The following is a 21,038-nucleotide window of genomic DNA, read 5'->3' on the forward strand; positions in this document are numbered from 1 at the left end:
TGCATCTCCAGTTCAGCGCCATTGGAATCGAAGCCGTTTTAAGCGGTGATTGGTTGTGAATGTAGGGTTTTATATCACATTGATTGGGCGCCTTCACAGGAAGGCGCCTTTTTATTTCCTCCTTATTCTCTTCTATTAGTTGACGTATTAATACTTTTACCTATTTCACCCACAAGATTTATACACATCTCTTTTCTTTCCAGATGATCAAACCTGCATGTTACATCTACTGTAGCACGTCCTTTGGGAGTCAAAAAAACCCGTCTTTCAACTATAAACCCGGGAAGATTCCGAACAAGTGGTATTTCATACATAATTAACAACATTTCTACACCTCTCTGCTTTCGTATCTCTTTATTTAGTACTACCATAGTAGGATCGAAATGCTGTAATCCTTTAATGTGATAAGGTATTAACGCCTCATATAAAGGGGTTGTATCTTTAGAGATTTCAACATCAACTTTAATTGTAGAATCCTCATTATTAAAGATATTCCAATACAAAATGTCATCTCCATAGATTGTACGAGGTGCCGTAGAGGCTTTAACACCAGGAGGGAGACTAAGTGCAAAAGCACCATCATATATTGATGTGTTCACTTCATCCTTATGAACACACCCAATAAATACTATTAATGCGAGAAGCCTTATCCATTTCATTCTATTCGATTTTGATTTTAGTACTGGGAATTGCTGTATTGTTCCCGAATCGACGCTGATAATATTGCTGAACCACTCCTTGGTTCTCAGCAGAAGATACAAAATCACCCAGCTTGTAACCTGTAGTTGGATTCAGTTTCCGTTGTTCGCTTGTGGGATTAACATATTTATAAACAGAGGCTCCTTTTGTCATAATAGAAAAATACGGTATCTCAGTATCGCGCATAGCTGGAGCAGCTAATTTACCATCTTGCCAACCGTTTACAAATTCAGATACTTTATCACCATTATGACCTAATCCGGCGTTATGACCAGCTCCATGATTAATCAGATATGCAGCGGTTTCTTCAAACGAAGCTTGCAGATCTTTTGCTGCACTCCTAGCTACGTCCGAACTAATAGCAATCACTTGTCCTCCTGGATTGTTTTCACTCTTTTCCGGGTTTGAAGTTCCACCACTCGATCCAAAGCTGGAATTTGAAAGCTCCGTCCCAAACTTCAAACCTTGATTGGTTACATAATCTGCCACTGCGTTCGTTTTACCGATCACTGCAAACCCATCAGTCTTATCCATTTTAGTTCTATCAAAATTCTTGGCGTTCACAATTCCCACTCTCGTCTTCAATCCCATTTCCTTGAAATTGGCATTTGCTTGTCTTCTGATTTCTCTCAATTCTTTCCTTGTTACCCCTGAGCCCTCAAGATTTACCAAGTAGATCATGTTATCTCTCCCATCAGGATCAATATATAAAATAGGATTATTCATAGCATAACCATACGGGCTTAACATATTATATTTTTCCACCTTAGGATCTATAGCACCCCACCGCCCTATCTGCGCATCATACATCCTCGCCCCATAGTCATACCACTCCAACCCGCTTCCATCTCCAAATTCCTTACTCTGCAACTCCTTCCCATTATATTTCAGCCTATTCTCAGGATAGTTACTTCCTTTAAGTGCATTCGAACTAATCCCCGCCATCGTCAACCCAAACGGATAATAATGCGTCTCTTCAATCACCGGTCCACCATCATGTACCACCATCAGGTTATCAAAGAACACCTCATGCGCACTTTCATTGCTGGTATAAACATACAAAAATCCGCTCTTTTTAATGCCCATTTTATCCTGTGAAAGTGTTTGCAATTGATCCGGCTCCGCTTTCACCTGTTTTACCCCGCTGTTCTCCTCTACCATTTTGAATTGATCATCAAACAGTATGTAGTTCAGATAGGCTTTAGGTTTATCCGATGGGTAATCCGGGTTTTTCTCCTTCAACTGACGGTAATCATGATTGTAAAAATTGGCATTAAACGGTGTCCCATTTGAAGCTACCGGTGCACCGTGCGTTGCATCAGCCGTAACAGTACCCCCAAATGCCGCCGCCAAATCGGCCACCATAGTTTCTGCCGGAACTACAGGATTATTCTTGTTAACCGGGCCATTGGATTTATAAAATGCTTTGCTGCTAATCTGGATCGTATCACCGGCCATTACGCGCAGTACCAGGGAAGGCCCGATTTTTTTGCCGGTACCCGTTGCTGTTAGTTTGGCAACTGACTCATTTTTACCGGCACTTTCATCAGTTGGATAACCTACTGGTTTTGCTGAACGGGTATTATCAACATTACTAAACAAGGCCGTTTCCTTTGCCGCTACCGGTGTTTCCATGGTAGCCGCATAGATATTAACATCGTTCTTTTCTGTTAGCACCAAACGTGTATTTCCCAGGTGATCTTTAACAAAATAGTCGTAGATATACATCGGAGGCTGGTTGGCGTTTTGTACCAGCCGCAATCGTCCTTCTTCATGAGAAGCAAATTGTAAGGTATCGTTTTGGTAGACGAACCCATTGATATAATCTGTAGTGGTGATTTTGGTAGTTCCACTGGTGTTGTCAGTAACGGTTTTCTTTAGTTTGTTCCCAGCCGCATCATATTGATAACGGATGACACCCTTACTCTCGATCGTGATAGCTGTAGGGAGATTCAGGTGATTATACGTAATGGAGGTGATACCCTTATTCAGATCCTGTATCAGATTCCCCATAGCGTCATACTCGTAGTCATAACCGGCATTGGTACCATCCTTAAAATCGCCCAATGGAGAATTAACGGTGCTGTAATCACGGACAGCGGCCAGTTTATTACTGTTAGGAAGATAAGTGTAGACCAGCTGGTCTATCTGCGATTTAATCCAACCGTCCATACCCCATTGGCTCATATTCTTGATATTGCCATTAGCGTCATAGGTGATCCCGTCAGTAGAGAAGTCCATTTGGTCCTTCGTCCAGGCAGCACCAGCAGTGTTTTGTTGACTAAAATTAGCGCTCACAAGCCGGTTGATACTATCATAGCTATAACCGTAAGCCCGTAGTTTAGGATCATTCCATCCTTTCCAACGGATACCGGAAATATTTCCATTGAAAGTGCTGTCTGTGAACCCATAATCATAATTCAGTTCCTGGCCAAAATGCGAGAATATGGAGTTTCCGTTTAGGTACTCCTTGTTGATGCTTCGCAGCCATCCACGAATATTATATCTGTAGGAAAGCTCTTCCAGTGATGTATAGTCGGCTTTAAAGCCCAACTGCTTCCTACTTAATTGCCCGAGTTCATCGTAATGATTAAACACAATAGTTCTTTTGAGACTATCCTGATCATTGAATTTCTTCACTACGCTCTCCAGGCGACCAGCATCCGTATAGGTCATTTTGGTGAGTACCGTCGTTTGCGGAGTAACGCCACTACGTATATTCTTATGCCGCAGATAGGTGCTTAGTACTTTGCCGTTAAAGTCATATCCGGTAGTAGCTATATCCTTACCGCCAGAAACGTTGTCGCTGATGATCTGTGATACCCGGCCTTTGTCGTTATAATAAGTTGTAGTGGTGAGCCAGGTATCTGTATCCAAAATACGGACGCGTGTTCCAGTTACCAGCCCTTTTGTCAGGTTACTCTTATTTATCGGTTCAAAATAACTGCCTGTGGCATCAGGTTTGGTAAAATCTTCGGTCACTGCCGCTTGTACACCGGGGAAATCATATTTATCGTAAAACGTATAGGTGAGCGGTGTCAGCATTGATGCCGGAATATTCGGCAGTGGGTTATTCACGGTAATATTGATTACATCAGTACTGGGGCCGGCATTAATTTGCATGTCCAGTTCGGTGCCATCGGAGTCGAAGCCATTTTCAGCAGTGATGCTCTTGGAGGCTTCATAAAGAGAACGATCATTGAAAGCAACCACCAGGTTAGCTACGCGCGGTACCGTGTAGCTGGTAGTACCGTTACCACCCGATACATAGTCCATGTTACGTTGCAACTCGTCACGGCGAATGTCTGAAGCAAACCAGGCTGTTTCTACCGGACGGTTCAGGTTATCGTAAAAAGTAACCAGCCATCGGTTTTGGTTATACAGGTTAACATCACGGGTAAAGACCAATCTGTCACGCAGATCATACACCATTTCCACCGGACCAGCACCGGGGACCTCTTTGGAGATCATACGGTTGCGGCCATCATAGGTATACCTGAAACATAATTCCATCGGCACCCCACTCGCACCCCAGTCATCCGTTATCTTTTCCACAGCCAATGGCGGGATCACTACACGAAGGTTGCCTATGTTATCGTATACATAGTAAGTGCAAAGCCAACCCATATGCACCATTCCATTAACACCTTTCAGTTGTGCTTTTTTCAGCACCACACGTCCTTCTTTATCTTTAAATTCAATTACCTGGCCACGGTTCTCATCTGTCACAACCTGTTTATACAGCTGACCGACCGGATAAATAGCTGTAGTAGCCGGATAGCCACTCACAGGCATTTGCCAGATACGCACGGAATCAGACTCCGTATTGACAAGATATTGTTGTGACACGCCATGTCCGCTGCCTTTTGCCCAGCTGTTGCCCGCTGCGTAAGTTGACTGGACACGGTTCAATGGAGAAGCCTCAAAATCTGTCTGGCTATAATAAATATTTTCTCCATTTGCGCCGGGATTCAGGTTATTATCCTGATAAAAAGTCCGCTGAGCATTAAAAGGATCCGTCTTAAATTTTCCATCTGTGGCTCCCTGGGCCGCATAAGGCAGGTATTTAAATTGCTCACGGCCGAACTCGTCGTATACCACCGGCGCTACGATATCATTGCCATTGCTGCTCATTCCTTTACTTACCGTCTGTAAAGGACGGCCCAGCCCATCAAAATACTGCGTATTTTGTTTCACTTCTTTAACCGTACGACCGGGAGCGGTAACCGCTGTGGCATCAGATATCGGCGCACTGGGTTCCCAGGTACGTATATAGTTGACCGTAGGAGTCGTATAGGCGGCCGGGGTATTCACCGGTGTGGCAGCTCGACGAACAACGCCGGGATTAGGGATATTCTGGGCTTGTACAGTCGTGCTTATCAAACCCAATGCGCAATACAAATATAGTTTTGACATAGAATTCTCTGTTAGGATCAATTTATTCGGTAACCGGGCGCTGATATTTATAATCCGTTTGTTTGAGGATCTTTCCATCCTTGTCTCTGATCACAGTTAACCTGCCGAAGCCATCATATTCATAGTAGATAGTACGTCCGGATGGATCAGTCATACTCGTCATCCCTACCTGCGGGCGGAAAGTATAAATAGTGGACATCGCGCCATCCAATGTGCGCAAAGGTGCCAGTGAATTACGTATTTGTGTTTCGTTATACAAATTGTTTATCGCCAATACATTTACCAGACCACTTACCGCTGAGTATGACATTCCCTTTATAGCTGCCACAGGATAGCTATTACCATACCCCCAGATAAAAGATTCCGGTTCATCATTCACCTTATGCTGCTGCAGCACATTACCAGCGGCATCGTACAGGTCAAATATCAGCCGCGGTTCATAACGGCGGTCCATTGTGACGCCACCTCCGCTTACTGAAGAAGGGTTAAAGTCAGTCAATACACCCGGAACACTTAACCTGAATACTGATTCAGGATAGGGCTGTGATGGCTTATAGGACACAAATTGCCCGAAAATGGTCCCCGGATTAGCATTATTACTGACTACAGTATACGTTTCTATCACCGGAGAAATAATATGACGTTGCTGTAAGTTTATGATACCCAAGGAGAGGTTATCACCGGGAATAACCTGATAATTGTTCGGATAACGGTAAAATTGCTGAACCGTTCGGCTACTCATCTCTTTTGTTACGGATGATACATTGAGTGAGCTGGTATCATATGCATAAGTGGTGATGTTGCGTATAGCATCTGTGGAACCGGAAGAGAACAGTATTGTCGTGTCAGAGGTAAGAGGCATCCACTCTGTTACAGTTCGATAATAGTCTGTTTTATACCGGGTTACCTTGTCCTTACCATCTGTACCAATGGGAGAAGCAACACAAAAGACAGTTTGCTGTGCTTTGAAGTTGCGTAGTTCATACTGAAAATCCGGGAGAACCGTATATACCTTCTTTTCTATTGACACCACCTTATTATCTTTTCCATAAGTGATCTTCTGCGTCAGCAGTCCCCGACGCCAATCATAGCTGGTACCGGGGGTATAAGGCGGCGCATATATAACGCCATCATCCGGATGCTCCACCGCTGAGGTAAAGTAGCTGACAATCTTATTGCTGCTATCTTTGGTATTGTAATACTCCGTAACTCGCCGGTATCCGACAACACCTCCCTGCGTACTACCCAATACCACACTGGATACAGAGGAATAACAATTATAGGACTGTTGTTTTCCACATTGCTGACCAGTTGTAGGTTCAGGGACATACTCAGTATAAGAATAGTCATACTTCGGTTGTTCCAAAGTCACGCCGCTACTATACATCGGATCATCCATTTTATAGCTATAGCTCCTTACCATATCATGATCATGGCTGATACCATCATAGCTGATGATCCTGGCTATCCGTACCCCACCCGCTGGTCTTACCGGAGGTTTCATCTCACTTGAAGTATAAGTATAAAATACATCGGCATTCGCCCTATCATAAGGGTTAACAACTTTAAGTATTAATTCATAGGTACCTGGCTGTAGGTCAATATAGTTTAATCCACTGGTGTATTTATCCACATACATTCCATAAGCATGAAACGGTGTACCACCTCCAATCCTTCTTAACTCTATCGTTGCCTCCGGATTCATACTTGCCCACGAAGCACATCCGGGCTTACTAGGTATACAATTTGATATCTGCCATTCGATAGAACCCTGCTGCCATTTATCAATCACAAAGGTAGTTTTCACCTGCCCCGGACCCTTGTTTTGCTCGTAAGTTAAAAAACCAGCCGCGGTGCCTTCTTTTTCTATTGGCGCTGGTACAAGTTGGCTACTCCCGATATAACTATACTCATTCCCTTCAAACTGAAACTGTGTGTATCCTCCGGTCGGATATTCGATCTTATTTAACAGACCTGCTGTCACATAAGCACTATCCGCCTCCCGGTTGGCCAGTTGCTCTGTGACACCGTTCTTCACAACAAATGGTATCATTCCTCTGTTTGACTTCCCGTTATAATATCCCCAATGATCCTGTGATGAAGATCCTACTGCCGGGATAAAATTCTCCTTGTAATAATTAAGTTTATAGGGCGGATGACTCTGTCCATTACCATCATATTCAATAACAGAATCCAACCTCAGCTTTTTACCGGAGGAATAATAATTGTAGTTTAACTGGAATTTTCTCAACCTGTTGCCCAATTTATCAAGATACACAATGGAGTCCACCTTCTTGTCATTCATATCTGTCCGGGAAGAGTAATGGAATTTAACAAGAAAATCTCTACCACTTATCGTATTTAAATACTGACCCTGGATAAACTGAGATGACGTAACCTTCTCTGTCCTGTCAGATATCGGACCTATTGAGTAGCCTATTTTCCTCGTCTCTGATACTGGCATATTTGAAACATTGTAGCTACTTTTATCATACGAGAAGATGATCGAATCCTAGCCATCAGGAGAAACCATACTAGTGATGTACCAGGCCTGCGGACACGATTTTTCGGTTTCGCTGTTACTATAGGATGTCCCTACCACTTCCTCAGCCCGGAATTCATAACTGTAACCATTTTCATCTACAATTTTCTTCGAGAATCCCGGTAAATCGGTAATCAATAGTTTAGCATAAGGGATTGTCTGATAACCATTAGCAAAATGTGCATATCTTCCGGAGCGGCCATTAAAATTGAAATAGTACAAATCGGCCTCTCCATCTTCCAAACCACCTGTAATTCTCCTGAGATAGGAATCTCCAAAGTCAGTAGCGCCATAATTAGTCAACGGTTTCCCTACCTTTTGTATATTGTTATATCCTAGCCCGTCCTCATCCGGAATCCCCCTCACTGTCCTGGTCACACAGCCGCCTGCATTCAGCGTCCATCCAAGACCGGTACGGGAAGCCATTTCATCCACCCGGATACCTCCAGCATGATAACTTAATGACAACGGAATTTTTAGCTGTCCGCTTCCAGCAGTGAAAAGCGGAATTTCAATGGAAGGAATACCTGTATACTGACTAACCGGAATCTCTCCATAACGTGCCAGCGCAGCAGCATTGGGCGGAGGGGGTACTGCATAGGAATTGACCTGGGTTTCATTAACCTGCGCCTTCACAGGCATACCAACATACAAGGACAACAGTACAAGAAGGCATCTTCTAAACAAACACTTCATAGGGAATATTAAACTATTTCTTAAAAATCATTTTTCAGGTGAGACTATACTCCACTCAGTGAAATATCTCATAGGTACATGCAATCTAAAATGGTATATCTCTTAAAGTTTTCAAGTCAAAAAATGGGTTAAACAGGAGCTTATAGCTGCTACATTTCCACAGGTTCGGGTTACACAATTATGTATGTAATATACATTATTCTAAAATAAACTTCCAGCAAAAAATACCAAACTGGATATAAGGTGGCCTTCACGATTTTTTCCAAATCACAATACATCCATTATCCTCCCTACTCTTAAATAATCAATTCCATAAACCCCATTTTCAGGAAGCGGGTCCACTCTATCAAGATCCCCCAATTTATCATACGTCTCCAGAAAATCATCTACATTCTCAACATGATCCAATAATCCAAAACTATTTAGTTTAATCGTCTCTAACAGACTCATCTCTCTGTTCTCGAAAATAGCATGTCTTATTAACGACCACCCTCTGAGAAGAACGATATCATATCCAAGCCACGTTATGTGCTGCGGTGTTGCTATTCCCGGCCCTTTAATTTGATTTAATCGATCTGAAGCTACTACCACCAGCTCATTCGTCAGCGCCATCTCTTTATCTATTGACAGAAAAGCAACGGCATCATGATATGCTTTCACCACTTTTATCCCTGTAAAATCAAGCTCAGAAACATCCAGATCAGCATATGTTTTCAAAAGGCTTTCCGGAATTTTCGATTGATAAAACCGGCTTTCTACATCGCGCCAATTTGATCTGTCTATACCATGATAGTATATACCTTCTATAGAAGGTGATAAGCTTTTTCCAACAACATCATCAAAAATGTGTGCAGGCTTTCTTACAATAACATACCCAGTTATCATAAATAACATCTATACTTTGACGCTATACTTATTGATCAAAATATTTCTTCCAGATCGGAGCACTCCAAAAACGTGTATCGTTTAGATTATACTTATGTAATGAATCATCTATTGCAAAAGTCCTAAAACAAGCTGCCCTCATTATATCAGATATTCGCTGTTCACTGTAGGAATTAGTATAAGTTGCTCCTGTCATTTTTAAGGTGATAGAGTCCGCCTGTCTAACCCCCAGGTAGCAAGTAGCGTCATAATACCAATTATACCTTTTATCCGGTAACAATTGTTTGCTTGTAGCATTTTTGGCAATAACCAGAATTCCCACCTTTTTTAAATCAGGACTATAAACAATACTGTCAATAATTATCTGAGTAGAATCGTCATATGCACTGCTATTAAAAAAATCCTCATGCCTCAATAAAGATTTTTTGAGTTGATGTATAATTTGAGTGCTATCCTGAATATAATTTTCTCCGGAAACTACTGTGTTGTTCAAAAATCCTACTGATGTATCAACATTCCGGTGAAAGGACATCCATCCATATATATATTTAAAACACAAGACCAATAGTCCAAGACCAACTAATATTATTACAAGTGTCGCTTTTCTTTTCATCATTACCTGAAAATAAAACACCCTCTCCGCTTAAACACGAAGAGGGTCGCTATTTCTTTATCAAGACAACTTAACTCGCCAGCAATTCCGCTATCGCCTTATCCACCGCGGCAAACGGAAACCCTTTCAACACCAGGTCCATCTGGGCGGCAATCTGCGCAGTGCAGAGGTTACCGATGCTTCCCTCGTGCGTATGTTTCACTTCTTTGGAAGGCGCAAAAGTACCATGTTCGATGTCCATGCCTACCTGTTTGTAGGCCTCGCGGAAAGGCGTGCCTTGCAACACCAGGTTATTCACTACTTCCACACTAAACAGGTATTGGTATTTTTCGTCATCAAGGATGTTCTCTTTGATACGGATGTTCTCTATCATCAGGCGACTCATATCGATACAATCGCGCAGTGTCTGGAATGCGGGGAACAGGTTTTCTTTCAACAGCTGTAAATCACGGTGGTAGCCGGATGGCAGGTTGGTGATCATCATGGCGATTTCATTGGGCAGTGCCTGCAATTTGTTGCCATGAGAGCGGATCAGTTCCCAAACATCAGGGTTCTTTTTATGCGGCATGATACTGGAACCGGTGGTCAGTTCATCCGGGAAACTGATAAAGCCGAAGTTCTGATTCATGAACATGCAGGCGTCCATGGCCATTTTAGCGATGGTAGCGGCGATACCGGCCAATGCAAAGGCAACGATCTTTTCGGTTTTACCACGGCCCATCTGTGCGTATACCACGTTATAGTTGAGGGTATCGAATCCAAGCAGACGGGTGGTCATCTCACGGTTAAGGGGGAACGAAGAACCGTAACCGGCAGCGGAGCCGAGGGGATTTTTGTTCACCACTTTGTAAGCGCCCTGTAACATGGTGAGGTCATCGACCAGGCTTTCTGCGTAAGCGCCAAACCACAGCCCGAAAGAGGAAGGCATCGCGATTTGCAGGTGGGTATATCCTGGCAGGAGATGATCTTTGTATTGCTCACTTTTCTGTTGCAACAACTTAAACAGGGCTTCTACGGAAGACACCAGTGTCTGTAACTCGTGACGGAGGAACAGTTTCAGGTCTACCAGCACCTGGTCGTTACGGGAACGGCCGCTGTGTATTTTTTTACCTACTTCACCCAAACGACGGGTCAGCAACAGTTCCACCTGGGAGTGAATATCTTCCACCCCTTCTTCCAGCACAAAATTGCCGTCCTGGATTTCTTTATAAATTTTTTTCAGCTCCTGTTTCAGAATAGTCAGCTCATCGGCTTCCAGCAACCCGATGCTTTGCAGCATAGTGATGTGTGCCATAGAGCCCAGCACATCAAACGGCGCCAGGAACACATCCATTTCACGGTCTTTGCCTACCGTGAATTTCTCTACGGCATCCAGCGATGCCTTGTCTTTTTGCCACAGCTTCATAAAAATTATATTTATCAGCAAATGCTTCGCGCTCTTTGCTCTCTTTTAAAACTTTGCGTGCAAACTTTGCTACTGGATCATCTCCAGCGTACGGATATAACTATCGATACCCGCTTTTATCTCTTCCAGGTAGATGAACTCATCAGCCGTATGGGAACGGGCAGAATCACCGGGCCCCATTTTCACGGAGGTAGCCGGTATCAGCGCCTGATCGGAAGTGGTGGGAGAACCATACCAGGTTTTACCCAGTGAAATACCTGCCTGCACAAACGGATGGTCCATCGGGATGAAGGACGGCCGCATCCGCATGGAACGGGGCTTCACTTCGCATTGTACATTCGCACGGATCACTTCCAGCAGCTCTTCCAGTGTGTACTGGTCCGTAGCGCGTACGTCTACTACAAAACTGCAATCAGCCGGTACTACGTTATGGGCTTTGTTGGAAGTATTGATCACTGTCACGCTCATCTTTACCGGTCCTAAGGTGTCGGACACATTAGGAAAACGGAAATCGCGGAACCAGGTAATATCCGGTAATGCTTTATACAGCGCGTTTTCACCTTCTTCACGGGCTGCGTGCCCTGCCTTGCCATACACGGTACAATCCAGTACCATCAGCCCTTTTTCAGCGATAGCCAGCTGTGTCAGCGTAGGTTCGCCTACGATCGCAAAATCGATGGCCGGCAGCCTGTCGAGAATGCTTTCGATACCGTTGGAACCGCTGATCTCTTCTTCTGCGGTAGCCGCCAGTGCAAAGTTGTATTGCAGGTCGGTACGGTGATAAAAATGCAGGAAAGTGGCGATCAGGCTCACGAGGCAACCACCGGCATCATTGCTACCCAGACCAAATAATTTACCGTCCACTACATCCGGACTAAAAGGATCACGGGTATACTGCGGATTAGGTTTTACGGTATCATGGTGGGAATTGAGCAGGATAGTACGTTTAGCCGGATCAAAATGTTTATTGATGGCCCATACGTTGTTGAGATGCCGCTCATGCGGGATGTCCATGGCAGTCAGAAAATCACTGATCACCTGGGCGGTACCATCTTCCTCCCGGCTTAAAGAAGGCGTGGCTATGAGCTGTTTTAACAGCGCCACAGCCACGTCGTATAATTTTTCGTTCCACATAGAGGTTAGCATATTAAAGTGCCCGCCACGGTGCCCGTGGTATTACTTCGCACATCATCGGCATGTCCTATCAGCACTTCCTTCACACCGTTGTCGATGGCGGAGAAAGCGTTCTGCAACTTGGGCAGGATGCCGTCTGTCAATATCTTTTCGTCGAGCAGCTGCTGGTAAATTTCTTTGTTGATGAGATTGATGACTGAATCATCGTTCTGCGGATCACGCAACACACCTTTCTTCTCGAAGCAGTAAATCAATCTTACCTGGTAATCGGCCGACAAGGCAATCGCCAGGGAAGCGGCGATCGTGTCTGCATTGGTGTTCAGCATCTGACCTTTGCCATCATGGGTAAGCGGGGCAAATACAGGTGTGATGCCTGCTTCCAGTAAGGCTTTCAGCGCGGCCGTCTGTACCATTTCCGGTTGAACATCACCTACAAAACCGTAGTCGATTTCTTTCACCGGCCTTTTGGTAGCGGGCATAATATTGGCATCAGCGCCGGTAAGCCCGATGGCATTGCATTGCGCCGCCTGCAGTTTGGCCACCAATTGTTTGTTGACCAGCCCGCCATACACCATCGTTACTACATCGATGGTAGCCGCATCGGTAATACGGCGGCCATCTACGTATTTGGATGCAATACCCAGCTGATCACCGATACGGGTGGCGATTTTACCACCGCCATGTATCAGTATCTTTTTCCCGGGTATGGTTGCAAACTTCTCCAGGAACGTCTGCAACAATACCGGGTTATCGATCACATTTCCGCCTACTTTGATAATAAACAGATCTATCATGATTATCCTTTCAATATTTCACTCAATACCGCCTGGGCTGCCCATACACGGTTGCCCGCTTCAGGGATGACGATGGACTGTGGTCCATCCAGTACTTCGTCTGCTATCACCACATTTCTTCTTACCGGCAGACAGTGCATTACCTTGGCTGTATTGGTATGTTTGAGTTTATCATTGGTCATCATCCAGCTGGGGTCTGTGCAGGTGATCTTACCGTAATCCCTATACGAAGACCAGTTCTTCACATACACAAAATCAGCACCTTCCAGTGCTTTGTCCTGGTTATGTTCGATGCGTGCATTACCGGAGAATTTCTCGTCCAGTTCATACCCTTCCGGATGAGCGATCACGAACTCTACTTCACCCCAGGCATTCATCCACTGCGCGAAAGAGTTGGGAACGGCCTGTGGCAGCGACTTTACATGTGGCGCCCAGGTCATCACCACTTTCGGTTTGCGTGGCTGCAGCCAGTTTTCCTTGATGGTGATCACATCTGTCAGGCTCTGCAAAGGATGCAGGGTAGCGCTTTCCAGGCTCACCACCGGTACGCCGGCGTATTTAATGAACTGGTTGATATATTTCTCAGTGTAATCTTCTTCTTTATTTTTCAACCCCGGAAAGGTGCGAATGGCCAGGATGTCGAAGTATTGCCCCATCACAGCGGCAGCTTCTTTTACGTGTTCGGTGGTATTGCCATTCATGATAACGCCATCATTCATTTCCAGCGCCCATCCTTCCTTGTCGATGTTGAACACCACTGCTTCCATGCCCAGGTTTTTAGCGGCCACCTGTGTACTTAACCGTGTTCGCAAACTGGGATTCAGGAATATCATTCCCAATGTTTTATTTTTTCCCAATTCCTTATCGCTGAAAGGATCTTTCTTATAGTTCATGGCAATGTCCACCAACCGCGGGACACTGGGCACATCTGCTGTTGAAATAAATTGCTTCATTATTGCTATTTGACTTCTTTTCTAAACGCTTCCAAAAACTGATCTGCATGGGCTTTGGTCAATGCCAGGGAAGGCAGCAGCCGGATTACATTCGGCTTAGCTTCTCCGGTAAAGATCTTGTGTACACCCAACAGGTTCTTTCTTACATGGGCCAGTTCTTCCGGCATCTCAATACCGATCATCAAACCACGACCCCTTACTTCTTTTACCTGGGAGAATTGCTGCAATTCCTCCATCAGGTAAGCACCGATGGTAGCGGCGTTATCGATCAGCTTTTCGCTTTCGATCACTTCCAGTACTGCCAGCGCTGCGGCACAAGCCAGGTGGTTACCACCAAAAGTGGTGCCCAGCATACCATGTACCGCTTTAAATTTAGGGGAGATGATGATGCCGCCTATCGGGAAACCATTGCCCATACCTTTGGCCATGGAATAGATATCAGCATCTATGCCGGCATGATCGTGGGAGAAAAACTTACCGCTTCTGCCATAACCACATTGTACGGAGTCTGCGATGAATACAGCGTTGTGCTCGTCGCACAGGTTCCGGATCTTCCGCAGGAAAGATTCACTGGCAACGTTGATACCGCCTACACCCTGAATACCTTCGATGATCACGGAAGATACTTCATGTTGTTTGAAAGCGGCTTCCAGCGCAGCTTCGTCTTCCCAGGGTAAAAACACGATGTTATCGGTTTCATTCACCGGCGCTACGATCTTTGGATTATCGGTAGCGGCTACTGCCAGGGAAGTTCTGCCGTGGAAGGATTTGCGGAAAGCGATGACTTTTTTTCTGCCATTGTAGAAAGATGCCAGCTTCAGCGCATTTTCATTGGCTTCCGCACCGGAGTTGCAGAGAAACAGCTGATAGTCCGTTTTGCCGGATACCTTACCCAGCAAAGCGGCCAGTTGTTCCTGCAGCGGCATCTTCACAGAGTTGGAATAAAAGCCTACTTTATGCAGCTGGTCGGTCAGTCTTTTTACATAGTGCGGATGTGTGTGACCAATAGAGATAACGGCATGACCACCGTACAGATCCAGGTATTCGGCGCCTTTATCGTCCCATACATTGGAACCGGCAGCTTTGTCTATAATAATATCGTTTACAGGATAAACGTCGAAAAGTTTCATGATGTCAGGTAAAAATTGAAAATGATAAAAACGGTTAGAATACGATGGACTTCAGTTTGAGTCCGGCCGTTTCATCCAGTCCACACATCAGGTTCATGTTTTGTACAGCCTGACCGGAAGCGCCCTTTACCAGGTTATCTTCGATAGAGTGGATCACCAGTTTATCACCCACTTTCTCGAGTTGCAGCAATACCTTGTTGGTATTTACTACCTGCTTCAGGTCAATCTGTTTTTCGCTCACATGCGTAAAAGGATGACCGGCATAGTAGTCTTTGTACAGCTGCACCGCTGCTTCCAGTGTCAGGTCGCTCTGCAGGTACGATGTTACCCAGATACCTCTGGGGAAATCACCACGTACCGGCACAAAGTTGATGCCTGCTTCGAAGCCGGGTTGCAACTGTACCAGGCTTCGTCGTATCTCTTTCAGGTGCTGATGATTCAGCACTTTATAGGTAGATATATTATTGGCCCTCCAGGTAAAGTGGGAAGTCGCCTGCAGGCTCTGGCCGGCGCCGGTAGAACCGGTGATGCCGGTGGTATGTACTTCTGTGAGCAGCCCTGCTTTAGCCAGTGGCAATATGCCCAGCTGGATAGCGGTAGCAAAACAACCGGGATTAGCCACGTTGCCGGCCTGTTTAATCTGTTCCCGCTGTAATTCCGGCAGCCCGTACACAAATTCCCGTCCCTTAACGCTTTCGCCTAAACGAAAATCCTGGCTCAGGTCTATTATTTTCACATGAGGCGCAACATCATTGGCCTCCAGGAATTTTTTGGATTCCCCGTGTCCGAGACAGAGGAACATCACGTCAATATCGTTGCTCAGCTCGGCGGTGAAAGACCGTTCTGTTTCGCCCAGCAAGTCGGCATGTACTGCGTACAACGGATTGCCCGCATTACTACGGCTATGCACAAACGAAATGGATACGTCCGGATGGTTCAGTAACAACCGGATCATTTCGCCACCGGTATAACCTGCGCCACCAACAATGCCTACCCTTATCCTTTTATCATTTGCCATTTTTCAGATGCTGATTTTAGAGAGAATTTTTAATCTGATGCCAGATCATGGTCTGGTTACCAAAAATTTTGCTGAAGCCTCTTACGTCTTCGCCTGACCAGCCACTGTTCATTTCGCCGTATTTGCCGAATTTGCTGCTCATCAGGTCGTAAGGCGACTGAATACCGGTTACCTGGAATCGATAAGGCATCAGGGTAACGAACACTTCACCGGAAACATGTTCCTGGGTATTTTGCAGGAAGGCTTCGATGTCGCGCATCACCGGGTCCATGATTTGTCCTTCGTGCATCCAGTTGCCGTAGAACTGCGCCAGCTGGTCTTTCCAGGTCAGCTGCCATTTGGTGAGCACGTGTTTCTCCAGTGCGTGGTGCGCTTTGATGATCACCATCGGAGCGGCAGCTTCAAAACCTACGCGGCCTTTGATACCGATGATGGTGTCGCCTACGTGGATATCACGACCAATAGCGAACGGTCCTGCGATAGTTTGCAGGTATTGAATGGCTTCAGACGGGTGACCAAATTTTTGATCATTCACCCCAATCAGCTCTCCTTTTTCAAAAGTCAGTTTTACCTGTTCTTCACCCTGCCTGGTCAGCTGGGTAGGCCATGCTTCTTCCGGCAACATACCATTGGAGGTCAGTGTTTCTTTACCACCTACGGAAGTGCCCCACATACCTTTATTAATAGAGTACATGGCTTTTTCAAAATTCACATTTACGCCTTTGGAACGCAGGTATTCGATTTCCGCTTCACGGCTCAGTTTCATATCACGGATCGGGGTGATGATTTCCACACCCGGGATCATGATATGGAATACCATATCGAACCGTACCTGGTCGTTACCCGCGCCGGTGCTGCCGTGCGCTACCGCGTCGGCGCCTACTTCTTTCACATATTCCGCGATGGCCAGTGCCTGGCTCATACGCTCTGCACTCACGCTCAGCGGGTAAGTATTGTTTTTCAGTACGTTACCGAAAATCAGGTATTTAATAACGCCGTCGTAGTAGGAACGGACCGCGTTAACAGTCTTGTGACTTTTAACGCCCAGGTTATAAGCGCGTTGTTCAATTTCCTTCAGTTCTTCATCAGAAAAGCCGCCGGTGTTGACGATTACGGAATGCACCTCATATCCTTTTTCTTCGGTCAGATATTTAACGCAATAGGAAGTATCAAGTCCTCCGCTAAATCCCAGTACTACTTTTTTCATTTTTACGACATCATTTATATATTCAGAACAATATTTTCAGACAGTATGTGACAGACTTCAGAACAGGAAGAATTTTTTCCTGGTGCCGGTAGCGCCGCCTTCTTTTTTGCTGTTGAGCAAAACAAATCTTTTAAATCTTAACCAGCGTTCGTAGAGTTTTATGTTTCCTTTAAATCTGCGACGTCTTTTTTTCTGGTGAATCTGGCCGCTGGCGCTCACAGCGAGCTGGTGAGCCGGCTGCTGATGGGGAACAGCTTCCTCTTTGGCTTTGGCATCCGCCATGGCCCGCTCTTCTGCTTCTTTCAGTTTCTCTGCCGGATCATATAACATGGCCGTGCACAGGCAGTTCTTCCGTTGTTTGCTGGTAAGGATATCGAAGTTTACACAGCTGCGGCAGCCTTTCCAGAATTCTTCATCATCTGTCAGTTCGGAGTAGGTAACAGGCTCGTAACCCAGCTCTGAGTTGATTTTCATCACAGCAAGGCCTGTCGTGAGACCAAAGATTTTGGAATCAGGATATTTTTCTCTCGACAGTTCGAAGATTTTCTTTTTAATGGATTTGGCCACGCCATGTCCGCGGAAAGCAGGATTCACGATCAGCCCTGAGTTGGCTACAAATTTTCCGTGCCCCCAGGCCTCTATATAACAAAAACCTACCCAGTCGCCCGTATCAGTTAATGCAATAACTGCCTTGCCTTCATTCATCTTTAGCTCTACATAGTCCGGTGAACGTTTGGCAATACCGGTCCCACGCGCTTTTGCAGACGCTTCCATCTCATCAGTGATGGTTTTTGAATAGTGTATATCGTCAGGTGTGGCTACCCTAACGATGATATGCTGATTTTCCAACTTTTTAAATTGAAATCGTGAATCAATAAACTAGATTGAAGTATTCCATTACGGAACATTCACCGGACATGGGGATATCCGGCGCGATAGCGGTTGTATGACAAGCGCTATCAAATCCTGGGTCGTCGGGAAAGGAATCTAAAGACATTGAACCCAACAGAATATACCCCTTTATTTAAAGCGGGATGATATGCAGAGATGTTGGTATGAGTTGCGGTTTTTTCCAACTTCAGTTCAGCGTTAAATTGTTATAAATATTGTCTTTAGTTTAGATTAACCGCAAAGTTATAATAATATCTTTTTAATCAATCGAATTTTTTTTGCAGAAAGCCGATTTTTTTCAAACCGTTAACAAAAAGGCGGCTGTGCCCAAAACGTCAGGGGCCAGCCGCCTTATACTTTAGATATTTATATACTATCTGGTGATCACGCCCAATTCGGCTACACTGGCCCGATTGTCATTTTCAGCGGCCGGGGTGAGGGCCTCGAAACGGACAAACCTGGCTGCCACCGGCGCAAAAGTGATGGTTTGTGTCACCGGGTTGTTTTTGATATTGGCAAAGCTGCCGGTCGCCACCGGTTTACCCCAGCTCTTACCATCAGTGCTGGTATAAAAAGCATACCCGTACACCACGCCGCCTGCGTGCTCGTTGGTAGTAGGCGTATAGGTAAATCCTTTCAGGCTCAGCGTTTCTCCCAGGTCTACGTCCAGCTGATACGGGTACCGGGTTGCTTTTTTGTCAGATACCCAAACGCTGGCAGGATTGCCATCAATGGCCCTGGCCGCTTCCGGCTGCCCCGCAGGCGCTACTACCTGCCATTTGGCGGGCGCTACGTCGAAGCTGGCTTTCACCTCCGGACTGGCAGTGTTCCCCTTCCGCAGGAATGCCCTGGCTTTTACCTCACCGCCACGAGGCAGACTGATCACTGTTTGCGGGGTGTACAGCGGAGAATTCAGCGTAGGCGCGGAACCATCTGTGGTATAATGTATTTCCGGGTCAGCGGAGGCTGCAGTGATGGTCACCTGGCCGTCTTTGCTCCGGTGGATCTCCGGCGTAGCCAGCATGCCCGGCGCTTCATACAGCTGGACTTCGCTGATGACCGGCGCCGCTTTGGCGTCGAGTATATTAATATACACTGCTGTGGTGGTATAGTCCGGCAAACGCAGGATACGTTTGTGACCGATGGTCGTTTCCCGGGCTATCTCCTTTCTTACGCCGTTATCCAGTATCTCTACGCTAAAAGCCTTCACGCGTTGCCCCAGCGCAATGTATTCCTGCAGCACCACGCGGTTGAAAGTAACCGGCTTTTTGAATGCCAGCTTCACCGTCGTTTGGGTGACGTTGTCCGGCGTAGCCCAGTAAGTAGCATTGGTGCCGTCGGTGAGATGCGCCACTTTTACCTCCGGATTATTCTTACGTGTATCCGTTGCCGTTACAACTGCGCTTTTAGCGAGGTTATTTTTGAAAGAGGCATCCAGCACGCGGCGCAGCTCCATCAAACGGGTAGAATCGTTGGGATGAATCACCCCGTCACGGTCGATCGGCACATTGAGGATCAGGTTACCGTTGCGGCCTACGGAGCCATAGTAGATGTCCAGCAGGGAGTTGACAGACTTCACTTTATCATCGGTATCCGGGCTGTAAAACCATCCCGGACGAATAGACACATCACATTCTGCCGGTATCCATTTTTCACCGTCTTCGTTGCCTTCATTGAGTGATTTAGTTGGCGGGCCGGCTGCACCAGGTGCAAAGCCTTTTACATTCAGCGTGCTCCAGTTGGTGGTGCCGGCGATGCCGTTTTCATTACCTACCCAACGGCAGCCTGGTCCTACGTCGCTGAAAATAACGGCGTTAGGCTGATGTTTATATACCACGCTGTGGAACAGGTCCCAGTCGTATGGTTGTTTCAGATTACCGCCATTAGCGCCGTCGAACCACTGCTCAAATACGGGACCGTAGCCGGTCAGTACTTCTTTCAGCGTATTGGCAAACACCTGGTTGTATTTATCGGTGCCATAATCCGGATGGTTGCGGTCCCACGGTGACAGATATACGCCGAATTTCAGGCCGTATTCCTTACAGGCGGCGGACAGTTCCGCCAGCACATCGCCTTTGCCATTTTTCCAGGCGCTCTCGCGTACCGTATGGGTGCTGTATTTGGATGGCCATAAACAGAAACCGTCGTGATGTTTGGCGGTGATCACAATGCCTTTCATACCGGCCTGTTTGGCCGTACGCGCCCATTGACGGGCATCAAGGCGGGAAGGATTAAATACCTTCGGGTCTTCATCGCCATGCCCCCATTCTTTGTTGGTAAACGTATTAGGGCCAAAATGGATGAACATGTAATACTCCATGTCATTCCAGGCTACCTGCGCTTTGGACGGCAGCGCGCCATAAGGCTGGATCTTCTGTGCCGAGGCCATGCCGCAGGCAAATAATCCGGCTAATAATAAATTGGTCTTTTTCATTGCACTGGATAAATTACAAATAACAGATATGCTCTGCATCCTACTCAGCGAAGATAATCTCCTTCCCTTACCGGATATGATCGGCGATTCTCTATTCATAATTGAATATTAACTAACAGTCGTTTGCATTTTTAGCCGTTTATCACAAAAATGTAATAAAAAAGGGATGCAGGTTGGTTTTCACGCGCCAAATTTTATAAATTTATTCCCTTCACAACGTA

The 21,038-nt window shown here is 45.9% G+C and carries 15 protein-coding genes; all 15 read right to left on the reverse strand.

The window, feature by feature from the left end; all coding sequences use genetic code 11:
• Positions 1-122: 122 nt before the first annotated feature.
• The 15 genes from ICL07_RS08445 to ICL07_RS08515 all read right to left on the reverse strand — a co-directional run bounded on the left by ICL07_RS08445 (position 123) and on the right by ICL07_RS08515 (position 20,817).
• Complete coding sequence (locus ICL07_RS08445; protein ID WP_188087478.1) at positions 123-659, reverse strand: hypothetical protein; 537 nt, start codon at positions 657-659, stop codon at positions 123-125.
• Position 660: 1 nt separating this feature from the next.
• Positions 661-5,115, reverse strand: coding sequence for a DUF6443 domain-containing protein (locus ICL07_RS08450; RefSeq protein ID WP_223151780.1), 4,455 nt, complete (start codon positions 5,113-5,115; stop codon positions 661-663).
• A gap of 22 nt (positions 5,116-5,137) precedes the next feature.
• Positions 5,138-7,168 carry an RHS repeat domain-containing protein gene (locus ICL07_RS08455; protein ID WP_188087479.1) on the reverse strand — a complete coding sequence of 677 codons (2,031 nt, stop codon included), beginning with the start codon at positions 7,166-7,168 and terminating at the stop codon, positions 5,138-5,140.
• A gap of 459 nt (positions 7,169-7,627) precedes the next feature.
• Positions 7,628-8,353 (reverse strand): hypothetical protein, encoded by a 726-nt coding sequence (locus tag ICL07_RS08460; protein ID WP_188087480.1) that lies wholly within the window; start codon positions 8,351-8,353, stop codon positions 7,628-7,630.
• Between the two features lie 267 nt (positions 8,354-8,620).
• Positions 8,621-9,238: a hypothetical protein gene (locus ICL07_RS08465; RefSeq protein WP_223151781.1), complete on the reverse strand. Its 618-nt coding sequence runs from the start codon at positions 9,236-9,238 to the stop codon at positions 8,621-8,623.
• Between the two features lie 28 nt (positions 9,239-9,266).
• Entirely contained in the window at positions 9,267-9,854 is a 588-nt protein-coding gene (locus ICL07_RS08470) for a hypothetical protein (protein WP_188087482.1), read from the reverse strand.
• Positions 9,855-9,921: 67 nt separating this feature from the next.
• On the reverse strand, positions 9,922-11,256 hold the full coding sequence (argH, locus tag ICL07_RS08475; RefSeq protein WP_188087483.1) for an argininosuccinate lyase: 1,335 nt from the start codon (positions 11,254-11,256) through the stop codon (positions 9,922-9,924).
• A 69-nt stretch (positions 11,257-11,325) separates the two neighbouring features.
• Entirely contained in the window at positions 11,326-12,390 is a 1,065-nt protein-coding gene (locus ICL07_RS08480; protein ID WP_188087484.1) for a M20 family metallo-hydrolase, read from the reverse strand.
• 5 nt (positions 12,391-12,395) lie between these two features.
• On the reverse strand, positions 12,396-13,184 hold the full coding sequence (argB, locus tag ICL07_RS08485; RefSeq protein ID WP_188087485.1) for an acetylglutamate kinase: 789 nt from the start codon (positions 13,182-13,184) through the stop codon (positions 12,396-12,398).
• Positions 13,185-13,186: 2 nt separating this feature from the next.
• Complete coding sequence (locus ICL07_RS08490) at positions 13,187-14,137, reverse strand: N-acetylornithine carbamoyltransferase (RefSeq protein ID WP_188087486.1); 951 nt, start codon at positions 14,135-14,137, stop codon at positions 13,187-13,189.
• A 5-nt stretch (positions 14,138-14,142) separates the two neighbouring features.
• Positions 14,143-15,267: an aspartate aminotransferase family protein gene (locus tag ICL07_RS08495; protein ID WP_188087487.1), complete on the reverse strand. Its 1,125-nt coding sequence runs from the start codon at positions 15,265-15,267 to the stop codon at positions 14,143-14,145.
• Positions 15,268-15,301: 34 nt separating this feature from the next.
• Positions 15,302-16,285, reverse strand: a complete 984-nt coding sequence (gene argC / locus ICL07_RS08500) for an N-acetyl-gamma-glutamyl-phosphate reductase (RefSeq protein ID WP_188087488.1) — start codon at positions 16,283-16,285, stop codon at positions 15,302-15,304.
• A 16-nt stretch (positions 16,286-16,301) separates the two neighbouring features.
• Positions 16,302-17,492 (reverse strand): argininosuccinate synthase, encoded by a 1,191-nt coding sequence (argG, locus tag ICL07_RS08505; protein WP_188087489.1) that lies wholly within the window; start codon positions 17,490-17,492, stop codon positions 16,302-16,304.
• A gap of 57 nt (positions 17,493-17,549) precedes the next feature.
• Positions 17,550-18,341 (reverse strand): GNAT family N-acetyltransferase, encoded by a 792-nt coding sequence (locus ICL07_RS08510; protein ID WP_188087490.1) that lies wholly within the window; start codon positions 18,339-18,341, stop codon positions 17,550-17,552.
• A gap of 415 nt (positions 18,342-18,756) precedes the next feature.
• On the reverse strand, positions 18,757-20,817 hold the full coding sequence (locus tag ICL07_RS08515; RefSeq protein WP_188087491.1) for an alpha-L-fucosidase: 2,061 nt from the start codon (positions 20,815-20,817) through the stop codon (positions 18,757-18,759).
• Between the last annotated feature and the right edge of the window lie 221 nt (positions 20,818-21,038).

Source organism: Chitinophaga qingshengii, assembly GCF_014529935.1.
Taxonomy (GTDB): Bacteria; Bacteroidota; Bacteroidia; order Chitinophagales; family Chitinophagaceae; genus Chitinophaga; species Chitinophaga qingshengii.